Below are 21,457 nucleotides of genomic sequence, written 5' to 3' on the forward strand. Positions count from 1 at the left end.
TTTATGCTTTTCCCAATTGTTCTTGCAGGCGGCAGCGGTTCACGTTTATGGCCGTTATCACGGCAGCTGCACCCCAAGCAATTCCTACCCTTGCTGGGCAAAAATTCCATGCTACAAGCCACAATAGCGCGCCTGAAGGGCTTGGAGACCGCACCACCAACGATCATCTGTAACAACGAACACCGCTTCCTTGCTGCCGAGCAACTGCGGGCTGCTGGAATAAACGATGCCAAAGTTCTGCTGGAACCTGTCGGGCGCAATACAGCGCCAGCCATTGCCTTGGCAGCGCTGGCTCTGGTGAAAGAAAACCCAAACGCGGTATTACTGGTACTGGCTGCCGATCACGTTATAGATGACGAAGCGGCTTTTCGCGCCGCGGTAGAAAACGCCGCTCGCTATGCGGCCCAGGGAAAGCTCGTTACCTTTGGCATAAAGCCAGACATGGCCCACACCGGCTATGGCTACATCCGCGCAGGAAAAACCTTGGGGCCAGGTGCCTGTGAATTAGACGAATTCGTAGAGAAGCCCACCAAAGAGACCGCACAAAGCTATCTGACAGAAGGAAACTACACCTGGAACAGCGGCATGTTCCTGTTCAGGGCCGACAGATACCTGGAAGAACTTAAGCAGTGGCGGCCGGATATCCTTGAAGCCTGCACACAAGCAATGGCAAACCCCGTGCCGGACCTAACGTTTATTCGAATCAACGAAGAGGCGTTTCGGGCGTGCCCAAGTGAATCCGTCGATTACGCCGTTATGGAGAAAACCGGCGCAGGCGTCGTTATCGAGATGGACGCCGGCTGGAGTGACATCGGATCATGGTCTGCACTTTGGGAAAAACTGGACAAAGATGCGAACGGCAACGCCTGCAACGGCGATGTCATGCTTCACAACGCCAGCAACTCACTGGTTCGCGCCGACCACCGGCTGGTTGCATTGGTCGGCGTTGAAAATCTTATCGTGGTCGAAACCAAAGACGCAATCATGGTTGCCCACAAAGACCACGTAGAAGATGTAAAAGCCCTGGTCGCGTCCATTGAATCAGGCGGGCGCCTCGAACACATAAACCATCGCGAAGTATACCGGCCTTGGGGCGTGTTTGATTCAATCGACAGCGGCCACCGCTATCAGGTAAAACGCATCACCGTGAACCCCGGTGCGAAGCTCTCGGTGCAAAAACACCATCACCGGGCAGAACACTGGATTGTAGTCAGCGGAACCGCCATGGTCACCAATGGGGAAAAGCAGTACTTGGTCACCGAAAATCAGTCGACTTACATTCCCATTGGCGAGATTCACAGCCTCGAAAACCCGGGGGTCATTCCTTTGGAATTGATTGAAGTGCAGTCTGGCTCGTATTTGGGCGAAGACGACATTGTGCGCTTACAAGATCAATACGGCAGAGCCTGATGAAACCTTTTGTCCCACAAAGCGACCCTGCCCGTGGCTGATAATCACTCTCCAACCCGCATCCCAACCCGCATCTTGCACGTTACCTTCAATATGGGTTTCGGCGGCACCGAACAGGTTATTCGCCAACTGGTCACCAACCTGAACTCACAACTGTTCCAGTGCGAAATTGCCTGCATTGATGGCGAAGTCGGCGCCATCGGCAAAGCCATGGAAGCGGACAACGGCATCACTATCCATTCCAGAAAGCGCGGGCCGGGGTTAGACTGGAAAACAATCCTTTGGCTTCGGCGACTCATAAAATCCGGCGATTTCGACTTTGTGCATTGCCACCAATACTCGCCCTACACCTACGGCTGGTTCGCACACTGGGGCACAGGCGCAAAAGTGGTGTTCACCGAACACGGCCGTTTTCACCCAGACCAACACCGAAAAAAAGCAAGGCTGATTAACCCCCTCATCGCCCTGACCTCTCATCGCTTAGTCGCCATATCCGCAGCTACCCGTAACGCGCTGATTGAATACGAATACATGCCAGCGGCAAGAATCAAAGTCATTTACAACGGCATCACGCCACTAACCGTAGAGGAAGACCGCAAACAGGAACTCTTGACGGAACTGGGCATTAAACCGGGCGAAGTCGTTATAGGTACCGTAGCAAGGCTGGACTCTGTCAAAAACCAGCCCATGATGCTGCAAACCACCCGCACCCTGATCGACCAGGGTTATAAAGTGCGGCTGCTTCTAGTCGGCGACGGTCCAGAGCGGCAAAATCTGGAAGCGGAACGCAAGCGGCTAACGCTCGACAACGCCGTCATTTTTACAGGGTTCCAATCCAAGCCTGCGGACTACCTCAGTTTGATGGACATATTCCTTCTTCCGTCCTTCACCGAAGGCACCTCCATGACCCTGCTAGAAGCCATGAGCCTTGGCATTCCCACAGTAGCCACTCGAGTGGGAGGCACGCCAGAAATTGTCGAAGACAAAGAAACAGGTTTTCTGATTGAAAGTGATAACCAGGAGGCCTTTACCCGCGCCATAAAGAACTTACTGGATCAGCCAGAACAACGAAAAAAAATGGGTAGCGCTGCAAAAGCGAGATTTGAACAGAGATTTTCAGTGAAACAGATGGTTGATCAGTACCAGGAAGGTTATGGCGCAAGTTCCCCTCATTAAGCTCCCCGCCCCCTCAATCGCCGACGAATCGATTACCAAGAGCCTCATGCACTCCCCCGTTCTGACTGCCGATCGGCGCATCCACGAGGTTATCAACCGCTTTTGCGCCATCGGTATCAAAACGAAACTCAATCGACTTACGTAGATTTCCCCGTGTTAGCACCTCATTGCCCTCTACCAAAGTGCCCGGTGAACTCCAAACAATAATCGCCGCGTCAGATCCTGCTTTCCTCATCGGACTATAAAGCCCTTCTGAATAGTCAACGCGATTGTTCCTGATAACACCCCCAAAATGATCCCGGTGCCGATCCATCAACCCGAAAGCAATGGCCCTGTCCACATCAACGAAGGTGTTGCCCTCTACAATGGAGCCACGAGCACCATTCCACATCAGAATAGCCGGATTCCAAAGATAGTCCGCGGTATCTGGAGTATGGAAGTTCTCGAATCGATTATTACGAATAACCCAATTCTTACCCGCATGAACATCCACTGCATTTGTATAGCCTACACCTGCCCCCAAATCCTTAGTGGATGGCCCATTGGTGTAAACAAATACAGAATTTTCCACTCGCCCATCATCAACGCCATCCCCAAAACCAGACGGATTAGCTTTGATAGACTGCATACCAATATCTTGAAAAAGAACATTTTGAATAACAGGTGATTCAGCGCCGGGATTGAGCACAATGCCATGCTGATGAAAATCTTTGATGGTCAGGTTTTGAACCCTAAGGCCAACGGCATCGCTCCAGATTGCGTTAGGTGCGCCGTTATATTCTACCGCCTCCATGCCTGGGCCAATAAGCTTCACTGCATTACAGGTCTCAGCTGCGCCACGCAGTGTAATGTCTTCAGCTCTTATGGACAGCGTTGCCGTTAACCTGTAATCCCCCGGAGCCAAAACGATAATGCTGCCGGGCTGCGCAACACGGGTTGCCCGGTATAATTCTCCAACATTTTTAACACTTATTGCCGCACCCTTAGGCGAGGCTGGCAACGCTGCAGAGACGCACTCACTAGCAGAAGCCTGCAGCGGTAAAAACAAAAGTAAACAAAACAGCAGATTTGTACTGGTTTTCCTCGGCAGCAAACACCACCAAGCGCACCGAAAGCGCTTGGTGGGCACGTATTGAAAGAATCCAGCTAAACCAAGCCCCCGAACTTTAAGCACAAATCACTTTACGATGTGTTCAATAACATCTGTTGGCGCGCTGTAAAAATCGTTGTAATCGAAAGTGCGCATCCGGAAATACCAAGTGCCTACGTCCAGTTGTTCAATCGTGTGGCTGGTTTGTTCCCCTGAAATAGTGATTTTTGTATTCAAGGAATTGGCCTGTTTGCCATAGCTTAGCTCGTAACCTTGAATATCACTCAGCGCCATCGACTGGCCATCGCTTCTTTCAAGCGGAGCAACCCAAGTAATGGTAACCGATGATTGATCTGAAATGATGATGGGGGGAGGTATTTGCGAACCATCACTACCAGAGGGCGATACAGTTTCGCCACCAATAGCCTCAGCGGTCCACGGGTTTAAACCAGACTGAAAGGCCTTCAAATTTGAAATGCCCGCCGTGTTGTTAACAACTGCAGCATCTGAAACATAAGAATTTGTGCCTTGTTCGTACTCCCAAATATCTGGAATACCATCACCGTCATTATCAACCGATTGATTCGCCGGGTTAGACAAGTCTAGCACCGAAAAAATGTCTACCGTATTCTGTACCTGGCCTGTCACTGTATCGATAAATTGAACAGAAAGTGTGGCGTGGCCTGCACTTTCATAATACTCAACATTGACTGGGTAGCTCTGGCCTGCGTTTGCGGTAATTTGAGCAACAACCTTGGCTTTTGCGTCAGTCCACGCCTCCACAATTCGTTCACCATCGAAGTCCATACGGAAACCATCGTCCCGATTTATCACAACTTGGTAGTCTCTGCTGCCAGAATCATGGGGGGCTGTAAACTGCGTGAAATAGCGCGCACTGAAATTATCAATTGGGATTTCAGGCGCCGGCGATCCTGCTCCCCAGCTAAAATTCAGCTCGGGCTCAACCTTGGTCATCACAAATTTGTTAAAACTCTTACCTGAAAAATACTGGGCCCAAATGCCTGCTACTCGGCTCTGGGTTTGCAAAGGCACATCATCACTATCAGTCAGATCTGTACCTGCCTGGTATTCGTCTAAATTACTAAAACCGTCATTATCGAAATCAGCCTGGGCGTCTGAAGGGTTTAACGGGTCTAAACCGTAAGCAAATTCAACTCCGTCAGGTATGCCATCGCCGTCTGAATCCGCTTGCGACGGGTTAGAACCAACCCGAAACTCGTCAAAGTTTGCGAGGATATCGTCGTCGCCATCGGAGTTTGCGTCATTTGGGTTTGCAGCATCCAGCCCATAAAACGTTTCCCAGTTGTCGTAAAGTCCGTCCTGGTCTTTATCCAGTGGTGGGTAGGCTGAAACAAACGGTAACGCCTGCTTACCGTCAAAAAAACCGACACGATACCCAAGTTCATAGCCTGCAATGGACAGTTCATCATCAGGGTAAATTGGGCTGGCCTTAGCAAAAGACGACAGGTACTGCCCGTCAATGACCGAACGAGCCACACCGGGCCCTTCCCAAGCCACTGAAAAATGGTCTGCGCCGCGAGCCTCACGATAGCGAATTTCAAAATAAAATCGCTTACCGGCAGACAGCGTAATGCCACCAGAAGTTTGAGAGCTGTATTTATTCCACTCCCCCTTCTTGGCCCAACCAGGGACAGAGGCTATAACTTGGGCGTCTGCCGGTGACGCGGAAGTGCTCAGCAGAAACCTTGAATCATCATCGCTCCCAAGAAAAAAACGATATTGCCCGTCAGCAGGTGCCGTTATATAGCCTCGTACCAGGCCAACATAAAAATCACCTCTGTCTTGAGTAATCTCTAGCCGGCTAAGCTGCGCCACCTCGTCTGGGTTGTCTGGGTAACGTGCGATGCCATCCAGCTTGTCAACAGACGAAATAGTAACGTCGTCATAAAGCCATAAATCAACGCGGCCCTGCTCGCTTTTGTCTGGCAAAGCAGCTGGCGCAGGTAAAGTGTCGATATCCCGGGGGGTTAAAGTGCTACAGCCAGATAGGATAAGTGTGGAGATTAAAGAAGCTAGAACTTTTTTCGTGGCCTGCATAGGCACCCCCAAAACGTAAACCGCAAAAAGCACTTACGAATGTTTGATTGAGTCAATATGATGTTAGCACAGATCTGTGTGGCGACTAATCTAGAAAACGAAGCTCACAATCCTTTCCTCTAACACTGTGTTAATCTTACACTCCTACCACGGCCAAGAACCAAAACCTCTCGAGTCGGATTCAAAAACCACATGAGCACCAGCAGCCGCGTTTTCAAAAGCTCAGCTTTTTTGCTGGCCATCCAATTATTCCAACGCTCCCTCGGTCTGATCAGCACACTCATTTTGGCCCGCCTGCTCTTACCTGAAGATTTTGGCATTGTGGCGATGGTAGCCATTTCACTGCAGTTTTTTGAGACGCTTGCAGATGCAGGCAACAAACATTACATCATCCAGAAAACCGACGTTACCGATCAAGATCTGAATACCGCCTGGACAATGAATCTGACCATCAAGATCGTTATGGCCGTTCTGATTATTTTCGCGGCACCTTGGGTAAGTAAGTATTTTGAAATGCCGGAACTGTCCGTAGCGCTCTGCGTTGCCGCTCTTGCCATGCCGATTCGCGCACTGCAAAACCCGGTTTTGATGCTAATGGCAAAACAGATGAACTATCAGCCTATTTTTGTGCTGAGCATCTGGCAGAAAGCGATTTCATTTTTTGTTGTAGTTACATTCGCGGTGATACACCCAAGTTACTGGGCCATCATCACCGGTGAGCTTGTTGCTGCCGTTGTATTAGCAATCGGCTCCTACACCATACACACATACCGGCCGGCATTAACACTCAGCACGATGGGCTTACAGTGGCACTTCTCGAAATGGCTGATTCTAAGGGGCATAGTAGGGTTTACACGATCTCAGATCGATAATCTGATTGTTAGCAAGCTGTTCGGTACCAGCCAACTGGGTGGTTACCACCTGACCCGCGAACTGGCGACCTTCCCTGCACTTTCGGTGGTCATTCCCGGCAGTGAGCCACTGCAGGCCGCCATTGCAGAACGGAAAAACCAACCGGAAGAACTGGCCTACCGAATACGGCTAAGCCTGTTCATGATGATTGTGCTTCTAACTCCGTTAACCGTCTTCATGGCGGCATACAGCGAACTGATCGTAAATGTGATACTCGGCGCACAATGGGCTGAGTTTGAGGATTTGCTACGCCCGTTCGCCATGTTCTTTTTTACGTTTTGCCTGTTTGCACTGGTCAGTGATGCCTTCGTTGCCACCGGGCAAGTTCGAGCTCTATTTGTTTTTGATCTTGTATCCACTGTCATCATCGTCGGGTTTCTTGTAAACCTGAAAAACATAGATCTTGTTACCATGGCATGGGCGCGCGGTTGGCTGGCAGTGCTGACCACCATCGCACTGCTGTTCATGCTGCAATATCGCACTCACTTCAACCTTATCCGCCTGAGTGTACTAAGCAGTACTATAATAGCCCCAAGCTCACTCGCCCTTTGGGTAACGGGGATTTTCGATATACAATTTGACTCGTTAAGTCCGCTAATTTTACTGTTGATCAAAGGGCTACTTTATGTGGGCATTGTAACCTGCTTGATTTTCGCTATGGCAGCATTTAGTAAAAACCATATACCAGAACTAGCGCACATATGGGAGCAGAGTAAATTTTCCTTCAAAGCGTTGACTAAGCGATTTTTTTGCTAGACTCATTTTTAAGCTCGCAATTATTGAGCAATTTTTATTCTTTTAAATTAGCTAAAATAATGGAAGCAAGAGTTATGACCCTAGAGAAAATAATAAACCTTAAAATTCAAGAAGTTGAGAAATCTTCTAGCCAGAAATCGAAGCCCAAACGAATCAGCATCGTTATTCCAACCTTTAATCATAAAGAAGAGCCCATAGAAACAATTTCCCAAATAATAAAAATTGCCACGGACTTAGATGAGATATTAATAATAGATCAAAATGAAGACAATTATAACGAAAAATGGACTGAATTTCTGGATTCAATTTTAAAATATGACACTGTTAGATTAATAAAATCAAATATACCGAGTATCCCTTTAGCTCGAAACATCGGTGGCTTAAAATCACATTCTGAAATCATACTTTATATTGACGATGATATGGATATAGGTGAAAATATAATAGAAAATCACCTTGCTTATTATAAAGATAAAAAAGTTGGCGGCGTTGCCGGATCGATAGATGGAAAAAATAAAAAATCAGAGAAAAACCGTAGATATGTGAACGCAGCAAAGGGCGGACATATGTCTTTTAAAAAAAATGTTTTTCTTGCTATCAAAGGTTTTGATATATTGTTCGATGGCAATTTTTCAGGCGAAGAAACAGAGTTTTGTGAAAGAGTTCGAAATCATGGATTCAAAATAGCAAATGGTATCGACTGTATTGCCTTTCATAGAGCACCTATCTTCGGTGGCGCCGGCAATCAAGGAAAGCTAGGACTGGACTGGTATAAAAAAACTTACTCAAATCACTTTTATTGGATTAAAAAACGTAAAGGAATAAAAAAATATTACAGACTTCCAAGGCATTTATATTATTTAGCGAGATACTTTAGGCCAAATTCTAAATCTTTATTCTCTATAGGTTTTTTGAAAGCGCTTTTAATCGCGACAAGAAACGCAAGAAAAAAAACATCTAACCAGACAAAAAATCAAGAAGTCTGGAATAAGCTGAGCAGTTAAAGTAACAAAACGTAAGCGCTTCACGAACTACACCAGCATGAGCTCACTCCGTTGCAAAGACATCAAGCGGTCGAATTTATTGTAGGTCGTCAACGACGGTGATTTTCAACCCATCTGCCCAAATGACTGCATTTAAGCAGCCAGTTTATTGCGCTCAACTTCCTGCAATTTGCCAGGGTTGAGCGAGACCGGTCCGGTGACTTCTCAGTTCCGGGTATTGCCAGACCAGCGCCGGAGATTCTGGCGTTTTGCTCTTTAATACACCAATTTTCGATGCGCCAAACGCTCGTAATCAACGCCACGATGTCGATCCGCCGGTGTCCCTATGTGTCAGCGTAGTTGTCGCCTGATTATTTCAGAGGACAACCATGCCTCATTATTAACCGGGACGTAAGGAAGCTATTCTCCAAAAGATGGCGCCGCCCCAGAGCCTGACCGTGGCAGAGCTATCCAGTCAGGAAGGCATTAGTACCGCAACTCTGAACAATTGGCGAACAGCCGCCAGAAAACGTGGTGCCGTTTTGCCATCGAATTCAGCCACTCCTGACAAGTGGAGTAGCGAAGAAAAATTCCGCATTGTGCTAGAGACCGCCCCAATGACGGTGGCGAAACTCAGTGAACATTGTCGTAAACACGGACTGTATCCCGAACAGATTGAAGCGTGGAAAACAGCATGCATAGGCGCTAACTCCCAAGCAGAAGAACAGTCCAAACGTAGCCGGTAAGCCGCCCAAGCTAAAAAAATGTGTTAAGCAGCTTGAGCTTGAACTACTACGCAAAGAAAAAGCCTTTGCAGAAGTGGCGGCACTACTAACGCTGTCAAAAAACCGAGGCGATCTGGGGCCCCAAAAACGACGACGAATGACCAGCCTCCCAGATCGCCAGCAGGCGGTTGTACTGATCGAGGAAACTCAGAACAAAGGAGCCCGGCTGACAAAGACTTGTGCTTTACTGAGCTTGAGCGTCCGCACCTATCAACGATGGAGTTCTAACTCAGTCGTCAGTTCAGACAGAAGGCCACTGGTACCGAATTCTGAACCTCACAATAAGTCCTCAGTAGAGGAGCACGAGGCTGTTTTGGCACTGTGCAATCAATCAGAATATCAAAGCTGCCCGCCTGCGTTTATCTTCGCCGATCAGCTGGATCAAGGCTGTTATTTAGCGTCGGAATCGACGCTCTATCGAGTGCTACATGAACACGACCAGGTACACCCCAGAGACCGTCAAAAAGCGCCTGAACGTAAATGTATGGAACGACACACAATGCCTCTGACGCGAACTGTCTGTGATCCTGGGATATCTCATGGCTACCAGGTCCGGCGCGAGGCACTTGGTTCTATCTGTATCTGATGATGGACGTTTGCAGTCGCAAGATCGTTGGTCATGAAGTATATGAGAACGAAACCGGCGAACTCGGACGCGATTTCATTGAAAAAGCCTACTGGCGCGAGCATCTGGCGTGTCGGAAAAAGCCGTTGGTCTTGCATTTTGACAACGGCAGTCCGATGAAGGCGGCGACCTTCCTGGAAAAACTCTACGACCTGGGCATTATGCCCTCGAACAGCTGACCTGGAGTGAGCAACGACAACGCCTATTCAGAATCACTGTTTAAAACCTTGAAGTTCCGACCGGAGTTCCCGGTTAACGGCTTCAAAACAATCCAGGATGCCCGAGACTGGGTGCTTAAGTTCGTCCGCTGGTACAACACCGAGCATCGACACAGCGCCTTAAATCATGTAACACCGCAGCAGCATCATACTGGCGAGGCTAACCAGATATTAGCAAAGCGAAAGCAGACCATAGATGCTTACGATATAATGGCGATTACCAAAAAAATTATATCATTTCTTCAAAATCTGAAATTAACTTATTAAAAGGGTTTTATGGAAAAAAACCAACTTCAGCATTATAATGTCTACCTTTAATAGGACTGACTTACTTCCAATAATGATTAAGTATCGTAAACGACGACAGCACTAACAACACCCAAGAATATTTAAATAGAATTAAATACAAACGCGTAATCATTATAAATCAAGCGAATACCCGTCAAACTCAGGCAAGGCGCATAGCCTGTTTAAAGGCAAAGGGAGAGCTCTTTACCTTTTGTGATAGTAATGATAATTGGTAAAAAGTTATCTATATTAAACCCTAAAGGCATTAAAAAATTACAAAGCAGATTATGTTTTTTCTAACTACCAGGTTGCCGGAGAATCTAATTCTAGAATTAACCTTAACGATAAAATCATAAAATCTTGGATAAAAAAATATCCAAAAACTGAAGATAATATTAATTTTAAATTTGAAGATCTTTTTTCCACTCTAATCGACTATCAACTAATATTTACTTCATGCCAGGCTATCAGGTCATCCCATTACATTAAAATTGACGGAATATCGGAGTCTACAAACAATATGGACTTGGGGGCCAAGCTTACATCTGAAGATAGTCATATTATACGCCGATCTAGCCTTACAAAAGCTCCGTATTTATCAATAAATTATTGGTGATTCTGGGGCGCCAAGGAGATATGGCTTCCAATAATTATATTTCTAATTTGGTCGATGGACTTTATATAATAAAAGATATTCTAGAAAAAAACTATTAATGAAGAAATAAATTGACAAACATAATAAGTAGCTCTGCTTACAACAATACTATCATGTGAAATAGAAAAATTAAAAGAATATTATTTAAAAACTTTACAGTCAAATACAACCGGAAGATCTATCTTCGTTATCTAAAGATATTGTTAAATATTTAGGGTAATCCCTATTTTTCCTGGGATTCAGAAATATACATTAGGCCAGAAAAATACCGCATGGATTTAATCTCGTACAAGGCATTTTTCATGGTCCGGTCGCTGAGACTATAGAGTAGCTACATACAGCAGACTCGCAGCAAAGTCGGCAGCGGGAAAGATGGCCGCCAGCCTGGTCTTTGGGTTAATATCGGGCAAAGCTCTTCTCGAACTGTTTCCGGGGAATCATTTTATCCATCCATTTCAGAAGACCTCGCGACTCTTGGCCTGATACTCAAATTCGGGGAATGTGATCTAATTTATGCTTGCAACGAATCCTGCAGGATGGCAATGGCCGTATTATCATTGACTTTTGGTGATTTTTTCAGGGCATCCCTACCCACTAAGTTGTGAATTAATATGACTGCGTACGACGTCTTTAACGGCGATGCCGATGGTATATGCGCCCTGATTCAGCTGCGACTGGCTGAACCCGTCGAGTCCATCTTGATTACGGGAGTCAAACGAAACATCGATCTGGTGCGTCAAGTTCCTACTAACGAGCCGGTAAAGGCGACCGTTCTGGACATTAGCCTCGACAAAAATCGGGAAGCTGTGAATGCACTGTTGATTGCTGGCGGTGTGGTGTTTTATGTGGACCACCATTTCCCCGACAATCAACTGCCAGACGCGCCGAATTTTACCGCTCTGATTGATACCCAAGCCACCACGTGCACCAGTTTACTCATAGATAAGCACCTGGGAGGCCGGTTTCATAACTGGTCGATTGCCGCTGCCTTTGGTGATAACCTCAATGCCGTCGCTGAAGATCTTGCAAAAGCGGCCGGGTTATCTTCCGAGCAGGCGGAATCGCTCAAGTCCCTCGGTGTATGCATCAACTACAACGGCTACGGTGCAACTTTGAACGACCTGCACTTCCACCCTGCGGACCTTTACTGTGAGTTTGTAAAGTATGAAGATCCCCTTGAACTGATTGCGTCTGAGCCGGCGGCATGGCAGAAACTGCGCGACGGCTACGAGGCAGACATGGCCAGTGGCCTGGCGGCCCCCGTGCTAGCTGAGAATAATAGCTCTCTGGTGGTAAAGCTCCCAGATGAACCCTGGGCCCGCCGCGTTAGTGGCGTATTGGGCAATGAGCTGGCAAACCGCAACCCCAATAAAGCCTGTGGTATCGTTACCGAAAGCGCCAACGGCGGTTATCTGGTGAGTATTCGTGCCCCTTTGAATAACCGCACCGGCGCCGATGAGCTGGCTCGCAGGTTTCCAACGGGGGGCGGGCGAAAGGCGGCGGCCGGGATTAATAGATTACCGGCTGAACAATTGGACGCATTTTTAAGTGTAATGGCAAACTTCTGGAATTAAGACCCTTTACCGCGAGTGGGGAGGGTATATAAGGTATCAACTTTTGTTATATGGGCAATCACTATGACCTTAACCCCTCCCAAAAAAACCCACCTTAAACAGCTTGAGGCCGAATCTATCCATATCATCCGCGAAGTAGCGGCTGAATTTGATAACCCGGTAATGCTGTATTCGGTTGGCAAGGATTCAGCCGTCATGCTGCACCTGGCCATAAAGGCCTTTGCCCCGGGTAAACTGCCGTTCCCACTGATGCACATAGACACCACGTGGAAGTTCCGCGAGATGATCAAATTCCGGGACGAACTGGCACAGCGACTCGGCTTGAAACTGATTGTGCACACCAATCAGGAAGGCGTAGCGCAAGGTGTTGGGCCATTTACCCACGGCAGCGCCAAACATACAGATGTGATGAAGACTCAGGCACTCAAACAGGCGCTGGAAAAGCACGGTTTTGATGCGGCTTTCGGCGGTGCTCGACGTGATGAAGAAAAATCCCGTTCCAAGGAGCGGGTCTATTCATTCCGGGATAAGTTCCACCGGTGGGATCCCAAAAACCAGCGTCCAGAACTTTGGAATCTGTATAACGGCAAGGTCAACAAAGGCGAGAGCATTCGCGTATTCCCTTTATCTAACTGGACCGAGCTGGATATCTGGCAATATATCTACCTGGAGAACATCGATATCGTGCCTTTGTACCTAGCTGCCAAACGCCCGGTTGTTGAGCGTGACGGCACTCTGATTATGGTAGACGACGACAGAATGCCCATGGCACCCGGTGAAACCCCAGAAATGAAGATGGTTCGCTTCCGCACGTTGGGCTGCTACCCGCTGACCGGCGCCGTTGAATCTGACGCAACCACCCTGCCAGGGATTATCCAGGAGATGCTTCTAACCAAAACGTCGGAACGCCAGGGCCGTGTGATTGACCACGATTCTTCGGCTTCCATGGAACAGAAAAAACGCGAAGGGTACTTCTGAGGAGTTGTTATGTCACACGCATCTGAATTGATTGAATCCGATATCCTCGCGTACCTGGATCAGCACGAAAACAAAGACCTGCTGCGTTTTCTAACCTGCGGCAGCGTCGATGACGGCAAGTCGACGCTAATCGGTCGTCTATTGTTCGACTCCAAGCTGATTTTTGAAGATCACCTCGCGTCGCTTCATAAAGACAATGAACGCCAAGGCAATGCCGGTGAAGCGCTTGATTTGGCATTGCTGGTAGATGGTCTTGCATCAGAGCGCGAGCAAGGTATTACCATTGATGTCGCCTATCGGTACTTTTCCACCGACAAACGCAAGTTTATTATTGGTGACTGCCCGGGGCACGAGCAGTACACCCGTAATATGGTAACGGGTGCATCCACCTGTGATCTCGCCGTGGTGATTATTGATGCCCGTAAGGGGGTGCTTACTCAATCCCGCCGGCACAGCTTCATTGTCAGTCTGCTGGGCCTGAAGCACATCGTTGTCGCCATCAACAAAATGGATCTGGTGGATTACTCCGAAGAAGTGTTCCACAAAATCCGCGCCGAGTACGAGAAACTCGCGGCGCAACTGGGCCTGAAAGATGTTTACTATGTGCCCATCTCTGCCCTGAATGGGGATAACGTGGTTAACCGGAGCGAAGGCATGCCCTGGTACCACGGCGAGACGCTAATGAACATTCTGGAGCAGGTTGAGCTGCGTGAAGACCACAACGTGACGGATTTACGTTTCCCCGTGCAGTATGTGAACCGTCCTAACCTCGATTTCCGTGGCTACTGCGGCACCGTGGCCAGTGGTGTAGTGCATAAGGGTGACACATTAGCGGTATTGCCCTCGGGCAGAAGCTCCCGAGTAAAAGGCATTCATACTTATGAAGGCGAGGTTGGGCTTGCTTGGCCGGGTGATGCAATAACCATCACCCTGGAAGATGAAATCGATATTTCCCGGGGCGATTTGCTAGTGCATGCCGGCGAGGAACCTGCCATGGGCGAGCGCTTCGCCGCCCATTTGGTATGGATGAACGAGAGAGCGCTGGTACCGGGGCGTGAATACGGAATAAAAATAGGCACCAAAGTGACCTGTTGCTTCGTCAATGAAGTGCTGGAAGAAGTCGACATAAACACGCTTCAGCGCCATAAGCAGATTGCCGGCGGGTTGGAGTTGAACGCAATCGGCTTGTGTGACTTGCAGTTGACGGAGCCGGTGGTGATGGAAAACTATCAGAACCATCCGGGCACCGGAGCTTTCATCCTGATTGACCGCCTTACCAATGTAACCGTGGCAGCGGGTATGGTGGAGCGTGCGTTGGATGGCTCGGGGGACTTATCAGCGCGGGAGTATAATGAAGCAGAGCGGAACCTCAACAGCTTCATCCGTGAAAACTACCCTGAGTGGGCCTGTAAATCTGTTTGATTCCAGAGGGGTTCTGTTTTGGCAGACGATATTGTTTGGCACGATCACAAAGTTGTCCGTTCTCAGCGCGCTGAGAACAAAAACCAGAAGCCTTGCCTGCTGTGGTTTACGGGGCTGAGCGGTTCCGGAAAGTCCACCATTGCCAATGCGCTGGACGTGGCGTTACATAACCGTGGTTACCACACGTTCTTGCTGGATGGCGATAACGTTCGCCATGGCTTGTGCAGCGACCTGGACTTCTCTGATGCTGGCCGGGTGGAAAACATCCGCCGCATTGGTGAGGTAAGCAAGCTGTTTGCTGATGCAGGGTTAATCGTACTAAGTGCGTTTATCTCACCATTCAGCAGCGATCGGCGTCTGGTTCGTAAGCTTTTCCCAGCGGGGGAGTTTATTGAGGTATACATGGATACACCTCTATCAACTTGCGAAGAGCGTGACCCAAAAGGTCTATATCAAAAGGCCCGCGCCGGTGAAATACGAGATTTCACCGGTATTGATTCGCCCTATGAAGCACCAGCCCATCCAGAAATCAGCCTGAATACATCCAGCTCTTCGGTGGAGGATTGTGTGGAATCATTGATCAATTACCTTCTTGAACGGAAATTGATCGCAGGCTGACCACCGCTCCACTCTCCTACGAAAGAGACTTGTTACTGTATGGAATGGCAAGGCATTTTCACGTTGGCAACGCTGTTTTCGGTGTTGTCTATTCTTATGCTGACACGCTATTCGGCAGACTTGGTGCTGATGGCAGCCTTGGCTCTTTTATTGATAGTGGGAGTTCTTAGCCCCTCGGAAGCCCTGGCTGGCTTTGGCAACCCGGGTGTTATAACGATTGCCACCTTATATGTTGTTGCTGCGGGCTTAAAGGAAACCGGCGCGGTTCAGTGGATTGCACGGCACTTGCTTGGCAATCCCAAAACAGCGCAAGGCGCCCAATTACGGATGATTGCGCCAACGGGTGTCCTAAGTGCGTTCATGAACAATACCGCCGTTGTTGCTATGTTCATCCCCGCTATTCAGGACTGGGCCCAACGGCTCGGAATTCCTGCATCGAAACTGCTTCTGCCTCTCAGTTACGCGGCCATACTGGGCGGAACGTGTACATTGATTGGTACCAGTACCAATCTGGTTGTCGATGGTCTTTTGCAGTCCGAGCGTGATATCCACCTGGGGTTGTTTGAGCTAGCCTGGGTTGGCGTGCCGCTGTTAATAATCGGTGGCGCTTTTCTTGTTCTGTTTGGCTCAAAGTTGTTGCCAGACCGCGGTGGTGTCAGGGAAGAATTAGATCAGGTTCGGAAATACGGCGTTGAGGTTGAGGTTGTCAGCCCTGGGCCGTTAGTCGGAAAATCGATCGCCGAAGCCGGGTTGCGCGCCTTGAATTATGGTTATCTGGCCGAAATTGATCGTGATGGCCGGCTTATTACCGCGGTTGAGCCCGACCGAGTGCTGCAAGCCGGTGACAGGCTGTATTTCATTGGCGCGCCGGAGTGTGCTAGCGAGTTGCGGCGAATTCAGGGGCTGAGGCCTGCCAATGGCAATGTGCATAAGCTGGATGTGGCTAACCATCAGCGCTGTTTGGTAGAAGTCGTGCTGGGGCAGGAGTTTCCCGCTCTTGGAAAAACCATTCGCGACAGTCAGTTTCGTACACGCTTTAATGCCGTTATTTTCTCGCTTGCCCGCGAGGGGCAGCGCGTTCCCGGTAAACTTGGTGATATTACCTTTCGCATGGGCGATACCTTACTGCTTGAAACCAGCCACCAGTTTGTAGAGCAGTATCGCTTTAGGCGCGATTTCCTCTTGGTTAGCGCACTGAATGATTCAACGCCTCCAGACTTTCGCAAAGCTCCTACGGCTTTAGGTATTCTAGCGCTGATGGTGCTGGCTAGCGCCAGTGGTTTTTTGCCCATTATGGAGGCTGCGTTTCTGGCAGCGGGCGGCATGATCGTTTCCGGCTGTTTAACGGCGAGCCGTGCCCGGCGCAGTGTGGACTTGCCTGTGTTGGTCGTTATTGCTGCATCTTTTGCGCTAGGCAATGCCATGACCGTCACCGGAGCGGCGGATTGGGTAGTTGGTGGATTGTTAGGGCTCGGGAACCTAACCCCGTGGCAAGTTCTGATTCTGGTATATTTATTGACAGCAATGTTTACCGAGGTGATCACTAACAATGCCGCTGCAGTACTTATGTTTCCGATCGCGCTGGCTTTGTCACAGCAGCTTGACGTAAGTGTGTTGCCTTTTGCGGTTGCCGTCATGTTCGCTGCATCCGCATCTTTTATTACTCCACTGGGATACCAGACAAACCTTATGGTTTATGGGCCGGGGCGGTATAAGTTCTCAGATTATGTAAAAATTGGTTTGCCGTTGAGCTTGATTGCCGGTGCTGTGAGCGTGACGCTGATTCCTTTGATTTGGAGTTTTTAGTGGTGTGCATTACGTTTCTATCAAACTCCAATAGATTAGCAAAGGCATGACGACCAGCTTAAGGGTGCTCAAAAGTGCTGGCCTGCTGCTTGGCATGCAGCTCGTGCAGCATAGACCGGGCATTATCAGCACTTTAATCCTAGCCCGCCTGCTGCTACCAGAGCACTTTGGCGTTGTCGCCCTTGTTGTCATCGCTCTACAATTCTTTGAGCTGTTGATGGAAATTGGAAACCAACATTACATCATCCAGAAAACCGAAGTAACGGAGGCCGACCTCAACACCGCCTGGAACATGAACATCGTTATCAAGTCCACGATGTTCATTTTTATTCTATTTCTGGTGCCCTTCCTGGCTGACTTTTTCGAAACTCCAGAGCTCACGGCGGCAGTGGCAGCGATCACGCTTCCACTAGGTGCTACAGCGCCAAATCATGGCGCATAAAATTTAAATTAATCTACCCGCTGGCATCTACGTAAAATATGGATTATGATTAAAAATATTTTAAGAAAAATATAGTAAAAATAAATGCAGAAATTAAATACGTATTCGATATATCAAGGTTAGGTCGTCTTTTAATACTATAGCTTACATATTGATATTCTGAATACCTATTATTAAGGGAAACCTTTTGGCTTGGGGAAAAACATGGTAAACACCTTACGTTCCGCGATTCTGTTAGCTCTACTTACCCCATCAACTCTAACTGCAGAAATATTATTCTCTATTAACGACATAACTTATGATGGAGCGACTAGAATACCTGTTGGAACCTATGGTGTTAGCCGTATGGGCTTTACGACAGGTACATTCAAAATTTCAGAAGATCAATCTTCTGCCTTCATGGTAGGACATGCTCATCACCAAGCCATCGCAGAATTCGACCTAGAGTTATTTTCTAAAGCCGACACCATATCAGATTTGCCGATGGCAAAAAACAGACAACCCTTCGTCAGTGTGTTCGATCGCGTTCCTACCAAAAATCCGGATGCGTTGGATAAAATAACGGGGCTTGAACTAGTAAACAACAAGCTCGTAGTCAATGGAATACAAGGTTATGATGGCGAAGCTAACAACACCGACACGACATTTATAATTGAACAGCCGGGGCAGCTAGCAACTAGTCCTATTACTGGATTTCTTAAGCTTCAAGCAAGCGCTCATGCTGCAGGTTGGATGACTCCCATACCAGCCAAATTTCACGATATTTTTAAAGGAAATTACATATTTGGTTATGCTAGTAACTTTGCAATCAATGGAAGAAATAGCATGGGGCCAAGTGCTTTTGGCACAAACATTGATGCTGTAATGAGTGTAAGTTCAGGTGAAGAAATACCGACCCATCCCCTAATTGATTATTCTATCAACAATCCTCTTACACAGGACCTCTATAATAAGAATGGAGAAAATAATCTATGGACAGAAGTCTCCAAGGCTTATATAGGTTTCATTGTTCCAGGTTCCAATACATATGCTGTTTTCGGCACTAGCGGAGGACACAACTCCGGAATAGGATATAAAATTACTCAAGACAATGGATTTCTGTGTGGTGGACCCTGTCCATTCAAGGCTTCTGACATTTATAACTATTATTGGCTATATAACGTGAATGATATGGCAGACGTGGCCCTAGGGAAAATTCCAGCTTACCAAGCTAAACCCTACGAATATGGAGAGATGCAACTGCCTTTCCAAAATCAAAGTGACATACCAAAACTTATCATTGGCGCAAGCTACAACCCAGTCAACAACAAACTATTCTTTTTGCTTAACAGTGCTGACAACCTTCAAAGCAAATATGAAAGCGCCCCCTTGCTTCTAGCATATACTATAGATATAGGAAGTCGTCCCAACTCCCCATCTTCAATAACAGTCGAATAATTTTTTAAATATTTCAAACTCGTTATTAATCAAGTTGATTTCAACTAAAAAAGGTCTGATTAACGCCTGAAACCTGCCGCTGAATCGCTTTTCAATTCGAAGGAAAGTCGCTCAAACACGTTTCAGGCGTATTTTCTCCTTAGGTCTAAACATTTTTTGCCAATTCCCCGTCATTTTTATGGAATTCAGGCGACAACTACACTCACACATAGGGGGAGCGTCTCGCTGCAACTTCTGAGCTATTTTCCAGACTTTCCTGCATGTCCCGCGACCTGAAATTCCAAAGCTGCACCTGCTATAAATACAGACATTTATGATGGCAATATGCCCCAGTTCGGCTTCAGACATGGAGCAATTTCGATAACGACGGCCAGCTTGACTTCGGGGGCCAGTTTTCCCTGGCATTTTGGTTACCTGGCAAAGGGATTCATGATAGTCGACATTATTTCAGCCAACTATACAGAGTCACAAAAGAAAAGCTTTACTCCGCCGCTACCGACAGTACACTTCGGTTCTAAGGAGGCAATAGCTTTATCAAAACTGCGGCCTTACGCTCTTCAGAGTAACGTGGACCAATAGAGCCCAATTGGATCAGATGTAAACTACCTTGACAGAGAACGTGATTCTGGCCCTAGAATTAGCGAGAAGTTTTGCTGAAACTTGAGAGAGCGCACCTCACTACAAAAGTGATTCACTGATTTGATCAGTCCTTCACTAACCTTTTTCTCAGTGCGTTGAATAATTTAATAATAATATTCCTTAGATATAGAAACTCAATTTTTTTGGCCGGGCCCAATATATAAAGAGCAATAATTGTTAGTACAAATGTAGAAAAAAAGACAGAAAAAACAATAGCCAAATTGATAAAATCGAAGGGCGTTAGATTTTCGACTTCATTAGATAGTAGCGCTCCTGCAGTTGAAGCTAAGACAATAGGAATTGTTGCCGAAGCTAAATGTAAAAAGTTTGAAAGCCCAGTATATTTGATAGCAATATATATAAAAATAGATAAGCTAGCAATTGTATCGATACCAACTCTAAACATTGAAAAAATAAATATATCTTCAACGCCAACAAAAAATAAAACACTATATAGTCCAATAAACGTAGTCACTTCGTAGTAAAATATCTGCTTAGTCTTCCCATAAATTAGCAATACCCGTTGAGCTTGTTGAAAAAAAGCCATAGCAAGAACTGTAAAACCAAAGATCGCAAGGAGCATAGAATAATCGACCCATTGACTACCCAATAAAAAAGACACAATTAATCTGTGATGTACATAAATAATTGAAACAATTGGCAGTGCAACAGCCATTGTTACTATAAAGCTTATATTGAACTGATCAGAGAAATTCTTAGTATTCTGTCTTGCTTTTCTAAGCTCAACAAGAAGAGGTTCTGTTGCAGGCAGGATGATGTGAGCACTTGGAATGTATGCCAGGTATTTCATTATATGATAAGCGCCAAGTACATTCTGTCCAGATGTCGCACTCACAATCAAGGTATCTAATTGAGTTCTAAAAAATCCAACTACTGATTGAGGAATCATCCAACTGGAAAATTTCCATTGGTCTTTTATATTGATCAAAGTAAAGCGGGGCCGGTGAGAATGAATTAAATAACTTCCTAAGGTCGAAATTATTGCACTAACAAACTGACCCAGAATGAGTGCCCAATATGATTTTAATCCAAGAGCTAAAGTAACTGCAACAGTAACTGAAATAATTTTTGATAGAACTCCAAGTTTTACCAAGGGATAAAATTTTTGCTCTCGCCGTAACAATGATTCTGCAGGTGTTGCAATACATTGAAGCAGAAACATAAAGGATAGAGTATAAATAATAGCGATCAATCTATCATCGCCATAAAATTTAGCGATTAGTGGCGCAGAGATCGCAAAAATAATTGCAAGAGGTATTTTTATAATAAAATCTAATGTCCAAGCACTATTGACTATAGAATCGTTGATTTCATCGACACTAATAAGATATTGCATGCTACCGGTCTTAGATAACACTTCGACAAATCCAAGACATAAGGTGGCAATTGCGACCAAACCAAAATCTTCAGGCACTAGAACTCGAGCTAAGATAAGAGTGCTGACAAGACCAATCAACTTGGTTGATAAAGATTGGCCTATTAGGAGCGAACTTCCAATTAACACTTTTTTAGCACTTTTCATAAAGAGCTCGATAATTTGCAG

At 46.9% G+C, this 21,457-nt stretch carries 18 protein-coding genes; 15 read left to right on the forward strand and 3 right to left on the reverse strand.

What is annotated here, in order from left to right; translation table 11 throughout:
* Positions 1-3 precede the first annotated feature (3 nt).
* Both MRBBS_RS10430 and MRBBS_RS10435 read left to right on the forward strand, forming a co-directional pair.
* Positions 4-1,410: a mannose-1-phosphate guanylyltransferase/mannose-6-phosphate isomerase gene (locus MRBBS_RS10430; RefSeq protein ID WP_014871466.1), complete on the forward strand. Its 1,407-nt coding sequence runs from the start codon at positions 4-6 to the stop codon at positions 1,408-1,410.
* Between the two features lie 33 nt (positions 1,411-1,443).
* Complete coding sequence (locus MRBBS_RS10435; protein WP_014871467.1) at positions 1,444-2,586, forward strand: glycosyltransferase; 1,143 nt, start codon at positions 1,444-1,446, stop codon at positions 2,584-2,586.
* 13 nt (positions 2,587-2,599) lie between these two features.
* On the opposite strand, the gene MRBBS_RS10440 is transcribed toward MRBBS_RS10435, so the two are convergent.
* Together MRBBS_RS10440 and MRBBS_RS10450 are read right to left on the reverse strand one after the other, a co-directional pair.
* Positions 2,600-3,760 (reverse strand): right-handed parallel beta-helix repeat-containing protein, encoded by a 1,161-nt coding sequence (locus tag MRBBS_RS10440; RefSeq protein ID WP_014871468.1) that lies wholly within the window; start codon positions 3,758-3,760, stop codon positions 2,600-2,602.
* Between the two features lie 3 nt (positions 3,761-3,763).
* Positions 3,764-5,755: a PA14 domain-containing protein gene (locus tag MRBBS_RS10450; RefSeq protein WP_014871469.1), complete on the reverse strand. Its 1,992-nt coding sequence runs from the start codon at positions 5,753-5,755 to the stop codon at positions 3,764-3,766.
* Positions 5,756-5,947: 192 nt separating this feature from the next.
* Between MRBBS_RS10450 and MRBBS_RS10455 the strand changes: the two genes are divergently transcribed.
* The 13 genes from MRBBS_RS10455 to MRBBS_RS10505 all read left to right on the forward strand — a co-directional run bounded on the left by MRBBS_RS10455 (position 5,948) and on the right by MRBBS_RS10505 (position 19,254).
* Positions 5,948-7,423, forward strand: a complete 1,476-nt coding sequence (locus MRBBS_RS10455) for a lipopolysaccharide biosynthesis protein (protein WP_014871470.1) — start codon at positions 5,948-5,950, stop codon at positions 7,421-7,423.
* 74 nt (positions 7,424-7,497) lie between these two features.
* Entirely contained in the window at positions 7,498-8,427 is a 930-nt protein-coding gene (locus tag MRBBS_RS10460; RefSeq protein WP_014871471.1) for a glycosyltransferase family 2 protein, read from the forward strand.
* 413 nt (positions 8,428-8,840) lie between these two features.
* Positions 8,841-9,152: a transposase gene (locus MRBBS_RS20480; protein ID WP_014871472.1), complete on the forward strand. Its 312-nt coding sequence runs from the start codon at positions 8,841-8,843 to the stop codon at positions 9,150-9,152.
* Positions 9,153-9,725: 573 nt separating this feature from the next.
* Positions 9,726-9,995 carry a DDE-type integrase/transposase/recombinase gene (locus MRBBS_RS19020; protein ID WP_227497658.1) on the forward strand — a complete coding sequence of 90 codons (270 nt, stop codon included), beginning with the start codon at positions 9,726-9,728 and terminating at the stop codon, positions 9,993-9,995.
* Positions 9,996-10,001: 6 nt separating this feature from the next.
* Positions 10,002-10,301, forward strand: a complete 300-nt coding sequence (locus tag MRBBS_RS19025) for an integrase core domain-containing protein (RefSeq protein ID WP_014871474.1) — start codon at positions 10,002-10,004, stop codon at positions 10,299-10,301.
* A gap of 83 nt (positions 10,302-10,384) precedes the next feature.
* Positions 10,385-10,558 carry a glycosyltransferase family A protein gene (locus MRBBS_RS20485; RefSeq protein WP_083847106.1) on the forward strand — a complete coding sequence of 58 codons (174 nt, stop codon included), beginning with the start codon at positions 10,385-10,387 and terminating at the stop codon, positions 10,556-10,558.
* A gap of 1,030 nt (positions 10,559-11,588) precedes the next feature.
* Positions 11,589-12,551: a DHH family phosphoesterase gene (locus tag MRBBS_RS10475; protein ID WP_014871475.1), complete on the forward strand. Its 963-nt coding sequence runs from the start codon at positions 11,589-11,591 to the stop codon at positions 12,549-12,551.
* 63 nt (positions 12,552-12,614) lie between these two features.
* A complete protein-coding gene (gene cysD / locus MRBBS_RS10480; protein WP_014871476.1) occupies positions 12,615-13,529 on the forward strand; it encodes a sulfate adenylyltransferase subunit CysD in 915 nt (304 codons plus the stop codon).
* A 9-nt stretch (positions 13,530-13,538) separates the two neighbouring features.
* Positions 13,539-14,951: a sulfate adenylyltransferase subunit CysN gene (gene cysN / locus MRBBS_RS10485; protein ID WP_014871477.1), complete on the forward strand. Its 1,413-nt coding sequence runs from the start codon at positions 13,539-13,541 to the stop codon at positions 14,949-14,951.
* An 18-nt stretch (positions 14,952-14,969) separates the two neighbouring features.
* Positions 14,970-15,569, forward strand: coding sequence for an adenylyl-sulfate kinase (gene cysC / locus MRBBS_RS10490; RefSeq protein ID WP_014871478.1), 600 nt, complete (start codon positions 14,970-14,972; stop codon positions 15,567-15,569).
* A gap of 39 nt (positions 15,570-15,608) precedes the next feature.
* Positions 15,609-17,375 carry an SLC13 family permease gene (locus tag MRBBS_RS10495; protein WP_014871479.1) on the forward strand — a complete coding sequence of 589 codons (1,767 nt, stop codon included), beginning with the start codon at positions 15,609-15,611 and terminating at the stop codon, positions 17,373-17,375.
* Positions 17,376-17,421: 46 nt separating this feature from the next.
* Positions 17,422-17,817 (forward strand): oligosaccharide flippase family protein, encoded by a 396-nt coding sequence (locus tag MRBBS_RS10500; RefSeq protein WP_041635249.1) that lies wholly within the window; start codon positions 17,422-17,424, stop codon positions 17,815-17,817.
* Positions 17,818-18,021: 204 nt separating this feature from the next.
* A complete protein-coding gene (locus tag MRBBS_RS10505) occupies positions 18,022-19,254 on the forward strand; it encodes a hypothetical protein (protein ID WP_014871481.1) in 1,233 nt (410 codons plus the stop codon).
* A gap of 703 nt (positions 19,255-19,957) precedes the next feature.
* On the opposite strand, the gene MRBBS_RS10510 is transcribed toward MRBBS_RS10505, so the two are convergent.
* Positions 19,958-21,436: an oligosaccharide flippase family protein gene (locus MRBBS_RS10510; protein WP_014871482.1), complete on the reverse strand. Its 1,479-nt coding sequence runs from the start codon at positions 21,434-21,436 to the stop codon at positions 19,958-19,960.
* Positions 21,437-21,457 lie beyond the last annotated feature (21 nt).

It is taken from the genome of Marinobacter sp. BSs20148 (assembly GCF_000283275.1).
In the GTDB taxonomy this organism is placed as follows: domain Bacteria; phylum Pseudomonadota; class Gammaproteobacteria; order Pseudomonadales; family Oleiphilaceae; genus Marinobacter; species Marinobacter psychrophilus.